This is a genomic window from Sphingobacterium sp. LZ11T8 (assembly GCF_024261425.1).
Taxonomy (GTDB): Bacteria; Bacteroidota; Bacteroidia; order Sphingobacteriales; family Sphingobacteriaceae; genus Sphingobacterium.
Genome location: NZ_JANBZY010000003.1, coordinates 513,848 through 531,962, shown reverse-complemented (window position 1 = coordinate 531,962; position 18,115 = coordinate 513,848). Strand labels below are relative to the sequence as shown.

The window sequence follows — 18,115 nt, the reverse complement described above, 5'->3', positions numbered from 1 at the left end:
CTTGACTTCCGAGTTCCAGAAGTGGCGTGCATATAGATAGTCCAGTGCGATATTGGCGGATGCCTTTTCCCTGGTTATGCTGCTGTCCTGGTCCAGGTAGGTAGCCAGGCGTCTCATGCTGCCGTTTATCTGCGGGTTCACTAGGCTGTGGTCCAGGTAGAACACCTTGCCTACGACCTCCAGTATCCTCATGGAGATATGTGTATCGGACTTTCCGCCTTCGAACCAAGGGAAGGACCCATTGTCCAATTGTCCACGGAGCAGTTTCTGCTCGATGCCCTTGAGTTCGGTCTCGATATTGGAATTGAACAGTTCGGCCAAAGCCTCCAGGCGCTTGCTGTCACGCTGTATGTCGCGTAGCCAAGGCATTTCCTGCAGCTTCAGCTCGTTGAGCTGGGCATTCTCCTCCAGTCTGCTCTTGGTATCCTTTACCTTGATGGACCTGAAATAATCGGAGATGGCAGGGTAATGCTTGTCTATGTACTGTACCATCTTCAGACCGAACCATTTACTGGTTGACTGTTCGGTACATTCATATGGGTAGTTCTTGAGGTAGTCGATGGCTGATATGATCTCCAGGATCGGGTTGCTCTGTACCTGTACCTTGGCCTGCAGGTTGTCCTTGCCGGCAGAAGGGATACTGAAGTCCTGTTTTTGGCCAGCCTTTAGGGCGATCTTCTCGGTCTGGGAAACCAGCACCTTGTTGGACAGTACCGGCAGCTCCACGATCTCGCCATCGGAATGTTCCGCGCTTGCCGCAACGATCTTGACCTGCACGCTTGGGTACCCTTCAGGTACCTTGAGCTTCCAGGACACCGTTTGGTTGTTGTCCTTTTCTACGCTGAAGTCGGTCGTGATGTCGCCCAGCACGAACCGTTCGCTGATGTCGGCATTGTCGACCGGGTTGATGATCTCGATCTTGGCCTTGCCCTGCTGCGCCTTGCCGCTGAGGTTCTGTACCTGGGCGATGATCTCGATCTGGTCGGATTCGCGGAAGTACCTAGGCAGGTTGGGACGTACCATCAGCTGCTTCTGGGTCTGTGTATAGAACTGTTCGGAGCCCACCTCGAGGTTCTTGCCATGGGCGAAGAGCATGAGCTTCCACTTGGTCAGGGCCTCGGGACTGTCGAACTCGAAACTGATGTTGCCCTCCTTGTCGGTGTACAGGTTCGGGTAGAAGAAGGCCGTTTCCTGAAGGTTCTTGCGCGCTTGGACCTGGGAGAGGTCTACTCCTTGGCCCTTATTCTTTAATTCTTCAACTTGTGCCCTAAGATTAGGGTCTTTTAGTTCATCATATAAGGATACAGTTTCTTCCGTTACTTCACGTACATCGGCTACTGCTTCAATATTGACAGCAGATACTTTGCCTCGAAGAACTCTTTGCATACCATTTGCTGCAGGGGCTGATCCAGCTGCATATTGAACTTGATCATCATAATAATTATGCAGACTATTGATGCCGCGATTTAACCAATAGGCATCCCACAGGCCATAATTGTTTACTATAGGTAATTCATTGCCAACTGCATTGATAATTTTTTCATTGAATCCAAAGGGACTTGAGGCTGATGAAGCATAGAATAAATTGGTAAAATTATATCGCCTGTAATAGGATGGGCTATACCTGTCAAAAAAGGTAGGGAAGTAATTGGCTCCAAAAACGTCTAATGACATGTCATACATGGTAGCCAATACCTCGGATGGAATGACCTTGTCCTTTTGCAAGATGCTAAAGCTCCATTTCTCTTTTGTTCCCGGCGTAATTTTGTCTCTAAAGCTGCTGATTTTAATTTTTAAATCTTGATCATCAGTTCGCTTAGGAGCGCTGATGAATTTATTTTCAATCTGGTTGTCTACAATTAATATAGCGTCTAATTGATAACCTCGTGCAAACTTTTCCTTATCAAATTTGAATTCATAGGTTGCTCGGCCATTCTTTACAGGAATGGTAAAGGTCTCTTGTTTACCAAAGGAGTTACTTGGAAAAAGAAAAATCTCCTTTGCATTAGGGACATCTGTATAGAAATTTAATTTGACCTGTTCATCCAGACCATAATTTGGTTTATCAAAACTGTATGTGAGAAAGTCATGATCACTGCTCTTTTTGGTTACAGGGTCGAAAATGCTCACATCTGCTTGACTTCTTATGGTATCTTTTCCTTGGATTGAAATGACCTCAACGTAATACTTTCCTTTTGGAAACAGGTTGGAATCTATTTTCACAAGGCTCGTATCCCTTGTGTCAAAGGAATAGGTTTTTACCAATTCTGTTGGTTTCTTGATGATTAAAGACTCATCAAATGAGGTTGGGAAAAGTTTTTTGTACTCTGCATTACTGAAAATATGGTAATCCACATTTTTAAATATATTGTCATATTGATCCGGTAAAGCAATATTAGGCTCAGGATACTTATAGATTTTTATCTCACCGGTCAAGGGCAAGGGCTGGTTGTTTTTATTCACGGTACTGATGAATAATTTATTCCATTTACCTGCTTCTTCTATTCTTGGACCTTGAATATTGATTACCCAAGGCTTATCCGAATAGGTGTAAAAAACAGATGCTTGCTGCATTTCTCCGGTCTGATTCACGACCTCAGCAGTTACACTGATGTTGAAATCTTCCAATTTATTTAATGCGGTATCTTCCAGTGGAACCCTGATGGTAAATTTTCCTTGCTCATCAGCGATTATTGAACTGTCGGCTAATGTGAAATTGGTATAATTACGACCATAGGAGTTTATTCGAACTTTGTAATTCACCGAAGCACCTACAAGTGGCACACCGGAATAGGATTCTACTTTTCCTATGAATTCGGCTATATCTGAGCGTTTATAGGTTTCCTTATTGGGTTCAAATTTAACACTAAAGGTTGGACGCTTATACTCTTCCACATTTAGGTAGTGATAGCCAATTTGGTTTTCTTTATCCATAATCAGGATATTGAACCCACCCGCCAAGGTATTGGCTGGGATTTGAAGGTCTCCATTTACAGAACCAAATGCATTGCTGGTCAATGACAAGGAGTCTACCTTCTGACCGTTGGCATCCTGAAGTATCACATCTAGTTTTTTACCTTCTATTACTTTTCCACTTAATGAGCTGTTGTTATAAACAATTCCTTTGAAGTAAAGCTTTTGACCGGGTCTATAAATCCTTCTATCGGTTAGGATCTTGGTATTGAACCTAACCCTATCCTCTTCTTTCTCGATCTGCGAAAAGCTATAATTTAAAGGAGCAGCCATGTCGATGATCTGCTTTTCCTCGGCAAGGTAAAGCATCGCCCCAGATTGATAGCGATAATATGAATCCTTATTGATATCTACTGAAAACTCTCCATTCTGATTAGTTTTCATTTTATGAACCAGCTTTGGTGCTTTTCCTGAATTTACATCATAGATCTCCAACGATTTATCAGCATAAGGCAAACCCGTCTTTCGATTGATCAGCAAACCTTTGAAAAGATATTCTGTATTCTTCCCTTTCTCCAGTTCTGTGTAGTTAAATAAATCCGAAACAATAAAACTTGATGAGGACACGGTATTGAATAGACCATCAGCTTTGAATTCAGGATTGTTTGAAATAAGGGCTACATAATTGCCAAAAGGAAGAGCATTTATCTTGTAAATGGTAGAATGTCGTTTATAATCATCAAATGATTTTATTGGAATTTCCTCTTCATACACCTCCGTCGCATTTACCCCTACTTTTTTCGTTATGCTATCTAATTTTACTTCAAATTTCTTATAGTTTGTTGGGGTATTGGTCACATTGAAAACTTTCAAGTAGAGCTTTTCCGCATTTTTAAAGGAGAGCTGGACCGGACTGTTGACATTGGAAGGATTAATCTGCTTATTATAAAACTGTATTTCCACACTTTTAAATCGTTGATCCATGAGCTCAACATCCTTGATCCAAGGTGATTTTGGATACTCTTGTTTTGCTTTGGCTAGATATTCAACTGCGTTTTTTGTATCATTATTGTTGTGCAATGTTTCTGCAATGATGGTATAGATGAACGCGTTATAATCGCTTTTGTTTTGAGCGATTACGTTTTTTAAAGCATCAACATAGCCATCTTTTTTTTGATAGCTAGGGGAAATATTGTTCACCATTAGATAGGAGGTCGCATCAGCGTATCCTGCTTTCTTATTGATGCTGAGCAAATCCTCTGATATATTTTTGATTTTTACTGCATTTTTTACCCTGTTCCCTCGCAAGAAAGCGAGGTATGCATTACTATTGAAGTGGTAAAGCGTAGGACTGAGGCTAAAATTTTTGCTGCTGGAAAAGAGAGATTTCCAATCTTCAATAGGTTGTTTCAAGAGAAGGTCTTTGTTCTCCAAGGATTTATTGAACAGGGAGTCCAAGATTTTATACTTGGTTTCTTCATCTGCCTCTAAAAATTTATTCTTGCTTTCGCTGTAGTAATCGGTATTGCTTCCTAAATACTGGGCATAAAAACTATAGAGTAGACTTCTTTGAACCCCCTCTGCTTGGTTGATGTTGTTTTGGAAGTGTTTGTCTACTTTATCGAAAAGATCTTCTTGTGTCGTATTGACTTGAAGCAATTGGCTCTCTGCAATAATCGCTCGAAGCTCCATTGGGCCATTTTTTGATTTTTTGGCGTAAGTTTTTATTTCATTCAGAAGAGGGGCTGTCTGTTCATAATTCCCAATGGAAATTAGTCTGTCTACCTCTTTCCATTTTTCTTCTATCATGTTTGTCGTTTTAGATTCTTGACTGAATAGCAGGATGGGTGAAAGTGCGAATAATAGGATGAATAATTGTTTCATATAACATAAACCTTAATGTTCATAACCTTGTTTTTGCAATGGATGCAGAAATGGAGCTGATTCCATAATGCTCCTGAAAATATTGTTAATGGACTGAATTTCTTACTTACCAGTAATCTCTTGATTGGTACTAAATTTAGGAAAAAACTATTGTTTTCTTTTTAACCCCGCAACAATATCCAATAGCAGTGGAATACCTGGGTTTCTGTTCTTTTTGCTCCAGATAAGAGATAGGGTAGTGCGTTGTGGCAGATGGTTCAACTCTAAGAAATCCACATGGGTATGATAACCTTTTTTTAAGGAAGTAGGCACAATGGCTACACCTAAGCCTTGACTCACCAGGTTAAAAATACTTAGTGCATTGACTGTACGCAGCGCTACGTGCGGGTCAAAATCATGATCTTCAAAAATACTCATCACCAGTTCATAATAGGAATTGCTGTATTCCTTGGAAAAGAGAATAAAGGATTCGTCCTTAAAATCATGGAGATTGACCTTTCCCTTTGGCCTAGCCGTGGAGTTTTTAGGAACCACCAATGAGAAATGTTCCGTTAAGATGGGAATTGATTTTAAGCCTATAGGAGTGTCCTTGACCCTTACAAAACCAAAGTCGAGTTCTTGTTTGTTGATCATGTCGATCTGAATCTCATTGGCGAGTTCATTGAGCGTAATATCGATCAATGGTTGTTTCTGCTTCAGTTCCACCAGTAATTGGGGCAACATGGCTTGAACGGCAGATCCGATAAACCCAAGCTTCAGCGAAGTAATCTTTCCTTCTGATATTTTTTCAATATGGTCTTTGATATTGTCCAATTCATTGAAAATCAAATCCACCTCTTTTTTAAGGTAAATGCCTGACTCTGTCAATTCTACATTTCGCTTGTCACGGCGGAAAAGTTGAGTGCCATAATGCTCCTCCAATTGCTTGATCTGCCTAGACAGTCCTGGCTGAGCAATAAATAGCCTTTCAGCGGCCCTTCTGAAGTGTAATTCCTCGGCTACTACCTTGAAATATAAGAGATGTCGGAGTTCTATTTGATAATTCATGGTTATCAGTTGTTGCTAAAATTGATATTGCCAATTATCAAATATAGCAGGTAAATTTGGGTTACACAGGGAAATATTATGAAAACATTTAAATACGGAGAAGATTATTTGAATAGTTCAATAGCCATAGCTATTGCGAAATCTGATTGCCAAGGGCTATTGACTGAGGAAACGATCAGTAAAATAAACCAAAGCGCCCAGTATGTCCAAGAGATTGTAGATGCTGGAAAAGTGGTGTATGGAATCAACACTGGTTTCGGGCCACTGTGTACTACTTTGATCAGCCCTCAAGATACCAAGAAATTACAGGAAAATATATTAAAGAGCCATGCCGTTGGGGTAGGCGAGCCTATTGATAAGGAATTGAGCAAGCTCATGCTTATCTTAAAGGTGCATGCCCTGGCAAAGGGGTTTTCGGGGGTTCAATTGAGTACGGTAGAACGTATTATCTGGCATATTCAGAATGATGTGATTCCAGTTGTACCTAAGCAAGGTTCGGTTGGTGCATCTGGTGATTTGGCTCCTTTATCCCATCTGTTTTTACCGCTGATTGGGTTAGGTAAGGTCTGGAAGGATGGAAAGTCAGTTGATTCGGCTTCTGTGCTTCAGGAATTTGGAATGGAACCCATTCAACTTGGTGCCAAGGAAGGTTTGGCCCTGATCAATGGAACGCAATTCATGGCTGCCCATGGTGTAAAAGCTGTAGTGGAAATGAATAGATTGATGAACAATGCCGACCTGATCGCCACACTGATGATTGAAGGGTTGAACGGCTCTATCAAACCATTCTATGCTGAATTGCATCAACTGAGGCCTTACAAAGGAAATACTTTTGTGGCCTCGACTATTTTCAATCTTTTGAAAGATTCGGAAATATTGGAGTCGCATAAAAATTGCTCACGGGTACAGGATCCTTATTCTTTACGCTGTATCCCACAAGTGCACGGGGCGTCAAGAAATGCTTGGTTGCACTTTAAGGAAATCATCGAAACGGAAATCAATTCGGTAACCGATAACCCGATCATCATCAATAGTGAACTGACCATCAGCGGTGGATCTTTCCATGGGCAGCCGATTGCTTTGCCTTTGGACTATGCTACACTTGCAGTTTCTGAATTGGGGAATATTTCCGACAGGAGGGTTTATTTATCCCTTGAAGGGGAAACTAATGGGGTTCCTAAATTGTTGATGAAAGCAACAGGTTTAAACTCTGGATTTATGATCCTTCAATATAGTACCGCTGCCATCGCTAGTGAAAATAAAGGACTTTGCTTCCCAGCAAGTGCGGATAGCATTCCGACTTCTTTAGGTCAGGAAGACCATGTGAGCATGGGGTCTATCTCTGGCAGAAAACTGCTGCAGGTACTGGATAACGTTGATAAAATATTGAGCATTGAGATGCTTTGTGCGGCTCAAGCTAAGGATTTTCATAATCCTAAACAGTCAACAGCGGTGATTGAGGCCATCCATAAACATATCAGGACAAGGATTCCACATATCGAAGAGGATCAACCTATGCAGGAAATCTTGGACAATGCTTTGGCTATCATTAAATCTGGAGAATTGATCGAGGTAGCAAGAAAAGCTGCCAAAGATAGTGATAAGCCGTATTTTGGTAAGGATGTCGAATATTTTGAAAACTATTGATCATGAATGAGAACGGAAAATTAATAGGGCCATTCAAACAGGTGCTGACTATGCAGCATTTGCCGCTGAAAGGTGCTTTAAAGGACGAGCAACTGGAAATCATAGAACAAGCGGGTATTTATATTGTTGATGGCAAAATAAGCGTGGTAGGCGATTTTGAGGGATTGAAGGAGGCTTTGCCCGATGATATTGAGATCGTTGAACTGAAAGGAGATTTCGTTGCTCTACCAGGATATATTGATTGCCATACCCATATCGCCTTCGGTGGAAACCGAGCGAATGACTTTGCCATGCGTAATGCCGGGAGTTCATACCTAGAAATTGCAGAAGCTGGTGGCGGTATCTGGAGTACTGTAAAACATACCCGTGCTTGTAGCCAAGAAGAATTAAAAGCTTTGACCCTGAAACGTGCTGATGCCCTGTTGAGACAAGGTATAACAACCGTAGAGGTCAAAAGTGGTTATGGACTTCAAGTGGAGGAGGAATTGAAAACCCTTCGCGCCATCAAAGAAGCAAACCAATCCTTTTATGTAGACTTGGTTTCGACCTGTCTTGCTGCCCATATGCATCCTAAGGACTATGAGGGGAATGCAGAAGATTACCTTTTTGAAATGGGGGAAAAGCTCTTTCCTATCCTTAGATCAGAGAATTTAACCAATCGGATCGATGCCTTTGTTGAGAAGAGTGCATTCTCTGCTGAACAAATCTTACCATATTATCTAAAAGCCAAAGAAATGGGCTTTGACCTGACGGTACATGCGGATCAGTTCAGCACTTCCGGTTCAAAATTGGCAGTTGAATTGGCGGCAGTTTCGGCAGATCACCTAGAAGCTTCAACTGAAAATGAGATCAGTTTGTTGGCAGGTTCTGACGTGATTCCAGTGGCCTTGCCGGCTGCATCATTAGGTATTGGCTGTGGATTTACTCCTGCACGGAGGCTGTTGGATGCTGGTGCCAGTTTAGCTATTGCCACAGACTGGAACCCTGGTTCTGCTCCAATGGGAAAACTGATCGAAAGCGCAAGTATTTTGGCAACCATGGAGAAACTTAGCAATGCTGAGCTCTTGGCCGGGATTACCTATAGGGCTGCCAAAGCCTTGAACTTGGATGATAGAGGTCGTTTGATGGAAGGGATGTTGGCAGACTTAGTCATCTATGATACGGATAACTACCAGAACATTACCTACCTGCAAGGCGGATTACAGCCAAAGGCAGTCTGGAAAAATGGAATCGAAGTGTTTGTTAGAAATGATTAATAACATGATTGAAAAAGATTTTAAGGAAGCAATTATGCAAGGGATTCCTTCAGAATTACCTGCAAAAGCCAATCTCGATAATAAAGTAAGCCATGCTCCAAAACGCAAGGCTATACTAAGCCCTGAAGAAGAAAAGTTAGCCATCCGAAATGCATTGCGTTATTTTCCTAAAGTGTGGCATAATGAATTGGCCGCTGAGTTTTTAGAGGAACTGAGAACATACGGACGTATCTATATGTACCGTTTCAGGCCTCATTATGAAATGTATGCAAGGCCAATTTCTGCCTACCCAGCAAAAAGTCAGCAAGCTGCAGCGATTATGCTGATGATCCAGAACAATTTGGATCCTGCTGTAGCGCAGCATCCCCACGAACTGATTACTTATGGTGGTAATGGTGCGGTTTTCCAAAACTGGGCTCAATACCTGTTGACCATGAAATATCTGTCCCAGATGACTGAGCAGCAAACCCTGCACATGTATTCAGGACATCCTATGGGACTTTTTCCATCGTCCGAAAATGCCCCACGGGTGGTCGTGACGAACGGTATGATGATCCCGAACTATTCGAAACCTGATGATTGGGAAAGATTCAATGCGCTAGGGGTAACCCAATATGGACAAATGACTGCAGGTTCATATATGTATATCGGACCACAGGGGATAGTTCATGGAACCACAATTACAGTGATGAATGCCTTCAGAAAGCATCTTCCTGAAGGAGAAACGATACAAGGGAAAGTTTTTGTCACATCTGGATTGGGCGGAATGAGTGGTGCTCAACCCAAAGCAGGAAACATTGCAGGCTGTATCACCGTATGTGCTGAGGTCAACCCTGCAGCAGCAAGGAAGAGGCATGCACAAGGTTGGGTGGATTTATTGGTAGAAGATATGGACGGTCTTATCCTGGCGGTAAAAGCTGCAATGGCCCAAAAGGAAGTGGTATCAATCGCCTATATCGGAAACATCGTTGATGTATGGGAACAATTTGATAAGCAGAATATCCCAGTTACCGTTGGCTCTGACCAAACCTCTTTGCACAATCCTTGGTCGGGAGGATACTATCCTGTTGATCTGAGTTTCGAAGAATCAAATGATCTCATCGCAAATAACCCTGAACAATTTAAAAAGGAAGTCCAACGGACTTTAGTTCGGCATGCAGACGCAATCAATAGACATGCGGCAAAAGGAACCTATTTCTTTGATTATGGAAATGCTTTCCTTTTGGAGGCAAGTCGTGCCGGTGCAGAGGTAATGGCTTCAAACGGAATTGATTTTAGATATCCATCCTATGTTCAGGATATCCTTGGTCCAATGTGTTTTGACTATGGGTTTGGACCTTTCAGATGGGTTTGTACATCAGGTAAACCTGAAGATCTCCGATTGACCGATCAGTTAGCTTTGGAAGTTATGAAAGAACTTCAAAAAGCGGCTTCATCTGAGATTTACCAGCAGATGGAAGATAACATAAAATGGATATCTGAAGCTGAAAACAATAAATTGGTTGTGGGCTCCCAAGCTCGTATCCTCTATGCTGATGCCTTGGGAAGAATGAAGATTGCTGAAGCCTTCAATCAGGCGGTTGCAGATGGTCGATTGTCGGCTCCTGTTGTTTTAGGTCGTGACCATCATGATGTAAGCGGAACTGATTCGCCTTATCGTGAAACCAGTAATATCTATGACGGCAGTAAATTTACTGCAGATATGGCCATCCATAACGTAATAGGAGATAGTTTCCGTGGTGCCACATGGGTTTCCATCCACAACGGTGGCGGTGTAGGCTGGGGAGAAGTAATCAATGGTGGTTTTGGAATGGTCTTGGACGGTTCGGAAGCCAGTGATCGCAAATTGAAACAAATGCTTTTCTTTGATGTCAATAATGGAATTGCAAGGAGAGCCTGGGCAAGAAACAAGGAAGCGATTAGTGCCATTGAAACGGAATTAGAAAGGACATCTACCTTGAAAGTCACCAAGGCCGAACTCGTGGATGACCAATTAATTGATAACCTTTTTGAGTAAACCTTTTATGGAAGCATTTGGGAATGTATGCTATAAACCCGCTGAACAACAAAATTGGTCAGGAAGAATCGATGGTGATACAGCGGAAAACCTTCGTTGGCACCAGTTGATCACTTGTGTCGATCTGAATGCAGTGACCCTATCACTTGACAAACATATTGTTTTCTTAGGTTTCTGCTGTGATGAAGGTGTAAGAAGGAACCAAGGACGAATAGGAGCAAAGGATGCTCCTGCAGCCTTAAGAAAGGTTCTTGCTAGACTTCCTAGCCATATGCAGGCTGCCATTAAAATAGCTGATGCAGGCGATGTATTCTGTTCAGCAGAAGATTTAGAAGCAGCGCAAAATGAACTTGCAAAAAGAGTAGCGCAGATTTTAGATAAGGGAGGTTTCCCTGTGGTACTGGGCGGAGGACATGAAGTGACCTATGGACATTTTAATGGACTGAAAAGCCATAGTAAAACCAAAAGGATTGGTGTAATCAATCTGGATGCGCATTTCGATATCCGACCTTTAGTAAATGATCAAGGAAACTCAGGGACTGGATTCTATCAGATTTTTAAGGATGCCGAACAGGAAGGCTTTGAAGCTCGTTATTTAGCTCTTGGGATCCAAGATATCAGTAATACCCAGGCCCTGTTCAATTTTGCGAAGGATAAGGGTGTACAGGTCATCAAAAGAGAAGAAATCTTTCCTGAAAATATCGATAGGTTGATTTCCCAAATCCAAGGGTTTGCGAATGACTCCGATGACATCTACCTTACGGTGGATATGGATGTATTCGCTGCTGCATATGCCCCAGGGGTAAGCGCACCAGCTTTCCATGGCATTGTTCCAGACCATAACTTCCACAAAATATTCCAATCCCTTTTGCAGCTCCCAAATCTAAAGTCCATTGACTTTGCTGAAATAAATCCCCTTTATGATATTGACAATAGGACGACAAAATTGGCTGCTGATCTGATTTTTCGCCTAGTGAATAATAAACGATAATATGTAACTTTAAAGAAACATAAAAAAAGGAAACATATGTCGAATATAGATTTCATTAGAGAAGAGACAGCAGCGAACATCGGCAACTTTATGGTAGGTAGGTTACTGCCTTTCCGTCAAAAACGTTCTATAGGACCCTTTGTTTTTATTGACCATATGGGGCCAGCCTGTTTGGCAGACCATGAGAACTTAGATGTCGGTCCACACCCGCATATTGGTTTATCCACTTTGACTTATTTGTTCGAAGGCTCTATTTTCCATCGGGACAGCCTTGGTACAGCCATGGAGATCAAACCAGGGGCTGTTAATTGGATGACCGCCGGAAAAGGGGTAGTCCACTCAGAAAGGACTCCCGAATACCTACGACAAAAGGACAAGTTCCTCCATGGTCTTCAGATTTGGGTAGCCCTTCCAAAGGACCTCGAATTTATGGACCCTGAATTCCACCATACCGAAGCTAGTGATATTCCTACTTGGAAAGATGCAGATGTTTCCTACAAACTGATAGCTGGTGAAGCATTCGGAAAGAAATCACCCGTTCCTGTCTATAGCAAACTCTATATGATTGAGGTCAAGGCTGAGAAAGATTCCTTAATTGATATAAGAGGGGAGCTGTATGGTGAGAGCGGACTGTATATCCTAGAAGGGGAGGTCGATAGCAATGGCTTTACATATGGACCTAAACAGATCCTGATCACCCTAGATGCACATCTATGTACCTTTGAAATGAAAGCCGGATCTACCGTCTATATCTTCGGAGGCGACCCATTCCCTGAAGAACGCTTTATCTCCTGGAATTTTGTAGCCAGTGATAAATCCACGATCGATGAAGCCAAAGAAAAATGGATCAACCATGAATTCCCTAAAGTACCTGGTGATGATGGTTATGTGCCACTACCTGTTAGGTAGTATTTAGTATTAAGTATTTAGTATTTAGACCTATTTCGCCGAACCTATCTAAATACTAAATATTACTTTTAAATTCTTGAAATGTAATTCTTCAAAATCCTAGGCGACAATACAGGAAAGTCTAAATACTAAATACTATATACTAAATACTATATACTAACCAATGTATTCTCATCAGCGCCCCATTCGCTCCAGGACCCATCAAAAATAGTTACATAGTCATTTCCTAGTTCATAGGCAGCCAAAGCAATGATTGCTGCCGATACGCCTGAGCCGCAGGTAAAGATATTTTGCTTAGCGGAATCGATCTTCCCTTCAAACAGTCGCTGTAGTTCTTCCTTCTCCTGATATTTTATGCCATCGAGTACCAGGTCAAAGGGTAGGTTCTTTGATCCGGGGATATGCCCTGAACGCAATCCAGGTCTCGGTTCTGGAGCAGTTCCATGGAACCTTCCAGAAGATCTCGCGTCGGTAATGCTGATATCATCATCGCCTAAGCGCTCCACCAGTTCATCTTTCGAGATGAACCATTCATAATTTGGCTTCGCTTTAAAGTTGCCTAAGACCATAGCTTCAGTATATTGATGTTCGATGGGCAATCCTGCCGCTTTCCAGGCCGGCAGTCCACCGTTCAGCACATAAACCTTATCCAAGCCCATATACCTCAACATCCACCAAGCACGCGGACTTGAATAGACTCCCCAGCGATCATAGATGATCAATGTCGAATCCTGATTGATGCCTAACTTCTGTACTTCCTTGCTGAATAGCTGTGCCGAAAGCATCGTATGTGGAAATGGACTATGATGATCTGAAAACGCACCTTCGATATCCAAAAACAAACTGTTGGGCAACAGTTCCAGATTATCGTTGTCCATCTTCTGGTTGACCTTATCGATGGTCGCATCCAAGACTATGGCATTCTCCTCATTGATCAATTTGAGGGCCTCATCGGTACTGATTAATGCTGCTGTTCTCATGGGTATATAGATATGAGATATGAGTATTGAGATATTAAACTTCTTAAGTTAAAGATATGCAAAATGTAATAAGTCTTGGAACATCTACATCTAATCTTTTACATTCACTAATCTCACAACCTAAATCCCTTAAGCTACATTCAAGAAATAAATATTCTCCAATATCTCACATCTCATATCTCCCATCTCAAATCTATAAACAAAAAAAGCCCCGATTGTAAAATCGGGGCTTCGAAGTATTTAGAGTAATCTAAAATTATTTAGATTTTTTCTCGTCGTCTTCCATTTGCTCTTTCAATTGAGCTAATACGTCAAGATCACCTAGAGTTGATTTCTCAACTGAATCTTTAACTTTTTTCACTGCTGCGTTAGCAGTTTTAGCTTCTTTTTTACGAGCGTTGAACTCTTCGATACGAGCTTCAGCTTTAGCATCTTCCCAAATACGAGAGTGAGAAATCACTAGACGTTTGTTTTCTTTGTTGAATTCAATGATTTTGAATTCAGCAACTTCGTCAACTTTCAATGCTGAACCGTCTTCTTTTACAGAGTGTTTGTTAGGGCAGAATCCTTCAACACCATATTGTAAAGCTACGATATCACCTTTGTCACCAACTTTGATTACAGTACCTTCGTGAACTGAACCTTCAGTGAAGATTGTTTCGAAAGTATCCCAAGGGTTTTCCTCTAATTGTTTGTGACCTAAAGAAAGCTTACGGTTTTCTTCGTCTAATTCTAATACCACAACCTCTAATCTTTCACCAACTTTAGTGAATTCGTTAGGGTGGTTAACTTTCTTAGACCATGAAAGGTCAGAAATGTGAATTAAACCATCGATTCCGTCTTCTAACTCAACGAATACACCGAAGTTAGTCATGTTCTTAACAACTGCTGATTGTTTTGAACCAACTGGGTAACGTTCAGTGATGTTCTGCCAAGGATCTGGAGTCAATTGTTTGATACCTAAGCTCATTTTGCGCTCTTCACGGTCCAAAGTCAAGATTTCAGCTTCGATTTCGTCACCTACTTTCAAGAATTCTTGTGGAGAACGTAAGTTTTGAGACCAAGACATTTCAGAAACGTGGATTAATCCTTCTACTCCTGGGATGATTTCTAAGAAAGCACCGTAGTCAGCTACAGTAACGATCTTACCTTTTACTTTAGAACCGATTTCTAAGTTCTTGTCTAAAGATTCCCAAGGGTGCTCTGAAAGTTGTTTCAAACCTAATGCAATACGTTTTTTCTCGTCATCAAAGTCAAGAACTACAACGTTGATAGTTTGGTCTAAAGCCAACACCTCTTTTGGATGCTCGATACGGCCCCAAGAGATGTCTGTAATGTGAAGTAATCCGTCAACACCACCCAAGTCGATGAACACACCGAAGTCAGTGATATTTTTAACAGTACCTTCCAATACTTGTCCTTTTTCCAATTTCGCAACGATCTCTGATTTTTGGTTTTCCAAATCGTCTTCGATCAATACTTTGTGTGATACAACTACGTTTTTGAACTCATGGTTGATCTTAACAACTTTGAACTCCATAGTTTTACCTACGTAAACATCATAGTCACGGATAGGTTTGATATCAATTTGAGATCCTGGTAAGAATGCCTCAACACCTTTGATGTCTACAATTAAACCACCTTTTGTACGTGATTTAACAAAACCATCGATAACTTTGTCGTTCTCCAAAGCCTCGTTGATCTCTTCCCAAGATTTTTGTGTTTTAGCACGTTTGCGTGATAATACTAATTGACCATTTGCATCCTCTTGCGATTCAACAAATACATCAACCGTATCACCGATTTTTAAGTCAGGTAAGTCACGGAACTCAGATAATGCTACTAGACCGTCTGATTTGAAACCGATGTTTAAAACAACATCTTTGTTATTGATAGATACAACGATACCTTCAATAATCTCACCTTGATTGATTTGGTTGAATGTGCCAGCGTACTGCTCTTCTAGTTTAGTACGTTCCGCATCACTGTAGTTACCAAAAGCTTTTTCATCAAGATCCCAGTCGAAGTCTCCTGATGGAGTACTCCAAGTGTTTGATTTAATCTCATCGATTAAATTTGAATCTGCCTCAGACTCAATCTTTTCAGTGTCCTTCACAACTTTTGTGTCAGCACCTTGTAGCTCTGCATTTTTTGCCGCTAACTCTTTTTCTGCTTCTTGTTTTTTTGCCATTAATTAATAATCTCCTTTTCCCTACAATGTAGGGATTGCAAAGATACGAAAAACTTTTATTTACAAGAGTTTAGATGTAAAAAAGTTTAAAAAGATTGAAAAGTTTAGGATTCTTGACGTAACTCGTCGCTGTCCTCAAAGATAGGATAGATCGTTTTTACAATCACTTCGGTCAGTTTCCGCTCGTTAAATGGCTTGATCAAAATTCCGTCAAATAAGACCTGTCTCTCCTTCTCCAGCTTCTTAACCTGCTCATTATCAGAAGATGTGGCTATTATTTTAACCGAGTTGTAGGCAGGGTTCGCCCTTACGGTAGCCAATAATTCGTCACCGGTCATCACCGGCATGTTGATATCGGTAACAACAACGTCAATCGGAAACCTGCTCAATATCTCTAAGGCCTCTTTTCCGTTGGTTGCTGTCTTAACATGGGTATGTAACGAGAAGAACTGCTTTAAATACAGTAAATTCAAGGCGTTATCATCCACGATTAGCCAACTTAGATCCTTGGAAAAATCGCTGATTTTCTCAATGTTCAACGAGGTCTTCCGACGGAATTTCGGTTTAGGAATAGGGATCTCTACCTTAAAGGTGGTGCCTTGACCGGCATTCGTTTTAAAGTTTATCTTTCCTTTTAATGTGCTGACAATATTTTTGGTGATATATAGCCCTAATCCAACGCCACCTTCTACCTTATTGGACTTATTGACCGTATAGTATTTCTTGAAGATGTTCTTCTTCAGGGCATCAGGGATTCCCTGGCCTTGATCCGATACCTTAAAGATCAGGTTGCTCTGGTCATCTACGATCGCGCTAGCCACCACCTTTCCGCCATTCGAGTATTTGATCGCGTTGCTCACCAGGTTGCTCATGATCTGGCGGACCTTAAATTCATCCGAGAAAATCACCGTTGGCTGATTTTTGTCCAGCTCATACGCCAATTCTATCCCTTTCATTTCGGCATGGTTGCGATGGGTTTCTACCACATCGATCAGCAGGTCAACGAAATCAAAGTGAATGGCCTCAATGCTGTTCTGTTGGTCTATTTTGCTCAGGTTCAGGATATCATTGATGGTTTTGGAGGTCGCCGTAATATTCGTATAGGCCGATTCCAACAAGTGGATGTCGTTGGCCTGATAAAGGTCCTTGCGGCTCTTCAATAGATCCACGATGCCGATCAGCGAATTGATAGGGGTCCGGATTTCATGGGTAATCTCCGCCAGGATATCTGTTTTCTGTTCTGCCAATTTGGAGGCGTAAACGCGTTCATCCAATAATTTACGCTCATAGTAGTTGGTAAAGAATTGGTAATAAACCAAGATACAGATCACGATAAAGACAAAGGTCAGGGATATAATGATCTGCCATTTGAAGGTATCGGTCCTAGCGATTAAGATGCTCAACTCATGGTCGGTCTTGTCTCTTTGGATCTGTATGCGCTCTTCATGGATGATCCGGATCAGCTGATTGGCAGAGTGCAATAGGGTAAAGTTATCTGCCAAAAGTGACCTTTCGTTTTTCCGGATATCGGTCAGGGTTTGTTTCAGTTCTTTAAGCCTGTTCTCAGCTTGCGTATTGCCTTGCTTGATGATGTTTTTCAGGTTCGCGTTCTGCTCAGTTACCTGTTGGGTATGCGTAGGCGTACCTGTTTCCACCGTAATGGTATCATCCCCTTTTTGGAAGATCCGCTTTAACAATGATTTCTTCTTGACTACGACTTTCTTCGGCTCATTGGCAACGATCGGTGCAGGTTCCTTAGGACGTGGGATGCTGATGTTCGTTTCATTGTTCGCTTGGATATTAAAGGTCTTCAGGGTCTCTGAAGCGACCAAGATAGAATCCAATTTGCTGTTCAACTGACTGTATTTAGGCAGGAGGTCTTCCAGCTTGCGACCATGGTAATTTTTATCACTAAACGTTTTGGACTCCTCACTTCGTACTTTGATCAATGAATCGACCGCCGACTTTAAGGTTATCAGTTTAGAACGGTAGGAATTATAGTCATTGATATTATAGGTAATGGAGAATAACCTGAAATGGTCTTCTGCCTCGCTGAATATGGTCAGTAATTCTGTAAAGTTATTTTGGTCACTGTTTACAGAAGTGTAAATGTTCTGGATTTTGTTCTGTATGCTCTTGTACTGTATATAGGAGAAGATAAAAAAGACAACAAAAGTGATGAACAATATAATTATTGAACTCAACAGGATATTTCTGACGTTCTGGTTCCGCTTGTTCCGCTTTTGTAAATCCTTGTCTTCCATCGGTAAGTTTTTCCGG

Annotated in this window: 10 protein-coding genes; 5 read left to right on the top strand and 5 right to left on the bottom strand. The window is 41.6% G+C overall.

The window, feature by feature from the left end:
- Both NLF99_RS10450 and NLF99_RS10445 read right to left on the bottom strand, forming a co-directional pair.
- A partial coding sequence (locus NLF99_RS10450) for an alpha-2-macroglobulin family protein (RefSeq protein ID WP_254528146.1) occupies nt 1–4,722 on the bottom strand: 4,722 nt, incomplete at its 3' end.
- Between the two features lie 222 nt (nt 4,723–4,944).
- The gene (locus NLF99_RS10445; RefSeq protein WP_254528140.1) at nt 4,945–5,844 is read right to left on the bottom strand and encodes a LysR family transcriptional regulator; all 900 of its coding nucleotides are present in this window, start codon (nt 5,842–5,844) and stop codon (nt 4,945–4,947) included.
- A gap of 78 nt (nt 5,845–5,922) precedes the next feature.
- Between NLF99_RS10445 and hutH the strand changes: the two genes are divergently transcribed.
- The 5 genes from hutH to NLF99_RS10420 are packed head-to-tail and all read left to right on the top strand — an operon-like array spanning nt 5,923 to nt 12,664.
- Nucleotides 5,923–7,491: a histidine ammonia-lyase gene (gene hutH / locus NLF99_RS10440; protein ID WP_254528139.1), complete on the top strand. Its 1,569-nt coding sequence runs from the start codon at nt 5,923–5,925 to the stop codon at nt 7,489–7,491.
- A gap of 2 nt (nt 7,492–7,493) precedes the next feature.
- Complete coding sequence (gene hutI, locus NLF99_RS10435) at nt 7,494–8,747, top strand: imidazolonepropionase (protein WP_254528138.1); 1,254 nt, start codon at nt 7,494–7,496, stop codon at nt 8,745–8,747.
- A gap of 4 nt (nt 8,748–8,751) precedes the next feature.
- Nucleotides 8,752–10,764, top strand: coding sequence for a urocanate hydratase (locus NLF99_RS10430; protein WP_254528136.1), 2,013 nt, complete (start codon nt 8,752–8,754; stop codon nt 10,762–10,764).
- Entirely contained in the window at nt 10,757–11,755 is a 999-nt protein-coding gene (gene hutG / locus NLF99_RS10425; RefSeq protein ID WP_254528134.1) for a formimidoylglutamase, read from the top strand. Before NLF99_RS10430 ends, hutG begins: the two co-directional genes overlap by 8 nt.
- Nucleotides 11,756–11,791: 36 nt before the next feature.
- A complete protein-coding gene (locus NLF99_RS10420) occupies nt 11,792–12,664 on the top strand; it encodes a pirin family protein (RefSeq protein WP_254528132.1) in 873 nt (290 codons plus the stop codon).
- A gap of 149 nt (nt 12,665–12,813) precedes the next feature.
- Here the strand turns inward: NLF99_RS10420 and NLF99_RS10415 are convergent, their stop codons facing one another.
- The 3 genes from NLF99_RS10415 to NLF99_RS10405 all read right to left on the bottom strand — a co-directional run bounded on the left by NLF99_RS10415 (nt 12,814) and on the right by NLF99_RS10405 (nt 18,099).
- The gene (locus NLF99_RS10415; protein WP_254528130.1) at nt 12,814–13,644 is read right to left on the bottom strand and encodes a sulfurtransferase; all 831 of its coding nucleotides are present in this window, start codon (nt 13,642–13,644) and stop codon (nt 12,814–12,816) included.
- Between the two features lie 256 nt (nt 13,645–13,900).
- Complete coding sequence (gene rpsA / locus NLF99_RS10410) at nt 13,901–15,835, bottom strand: 30S ribosomal protein S1 (protein ID WP_185214134.1); 1,935 nt, start codon at nt 15,833–15,835, stop codon at nt 13,901–13,903.
- Between the two features lie 104 nt (nt 15,836–15,939).
- The gene (locus NLF99_RS10405) at nt 15,940–18,099 is read right to left on the bottom strand and encodes an ATP-binding protein (protein ID WP_254528128.1); all 2,160 of its coding nucleotides are present in this window, start codon (nt 18,097–18,099) and stop codon (nt 15,940–15,942) included.
- Nucleotides 18,100–18,115: the final 16 nt, after the last annotated feature.

Bases quoted from the DNA above. Each gene is read 5' to 3' on its own strand.
- NLF99_RS10445 (WP_254528140.1), bottom strand. From the start codon at position 5,844: ATGAATTATCAAATAGAACTCCGACATCTCTTATATTTCAAGGTAGTA.
- hutH (WP_254528139.1), top strand. From the start codon at position 5,923: ATGAAAACATTTAAATACGGAGAAGATTATTTGAATAGTTCAATAGCC.
- hutI (WP_254528138.1), top strand. From the start codon at position 7,494: ATGAATGAGAACGGAAAATTAATAGGGCCATTCAAACAGGTGCTGACT.
- NLF99_RS10430 (WP_254528136.1), top strand. From the start codon at position 8,752: ATGATTGAAAAAGATTTTAAGGAAGCAATTATGCAAGGGATTCCTTCA.
- NLF99_RS10420 (WP_254528132.1), top strand. From the start codon at position 11,792: ATGTCGAATATAGATTTCATTAGAGAAGAGACAGCAGCGAACATCGGC.
- NLF99_RS10415 (WP_254528130.1), bottom strand. From the start codon at position 13,644: ATGAGAACAGCAGCATTAATCAGTACCGATGAGGCCCTCAAATTGATC.
- rpsA (WP_185214134.1), bottom strand. From the start codon at position 15,835: ATGGCAAAAAAACAAGAAGCAGAAAAAGAGTTAGCGGCAAAAAATGCA.
- NLF99_RS10405 (WP_254528128.1), bottom strand. From the start codon at position 18,099: ATGGAAGACAAGGATTTACAAAAGCGGAACAAGCGGAACCAGAACGTC.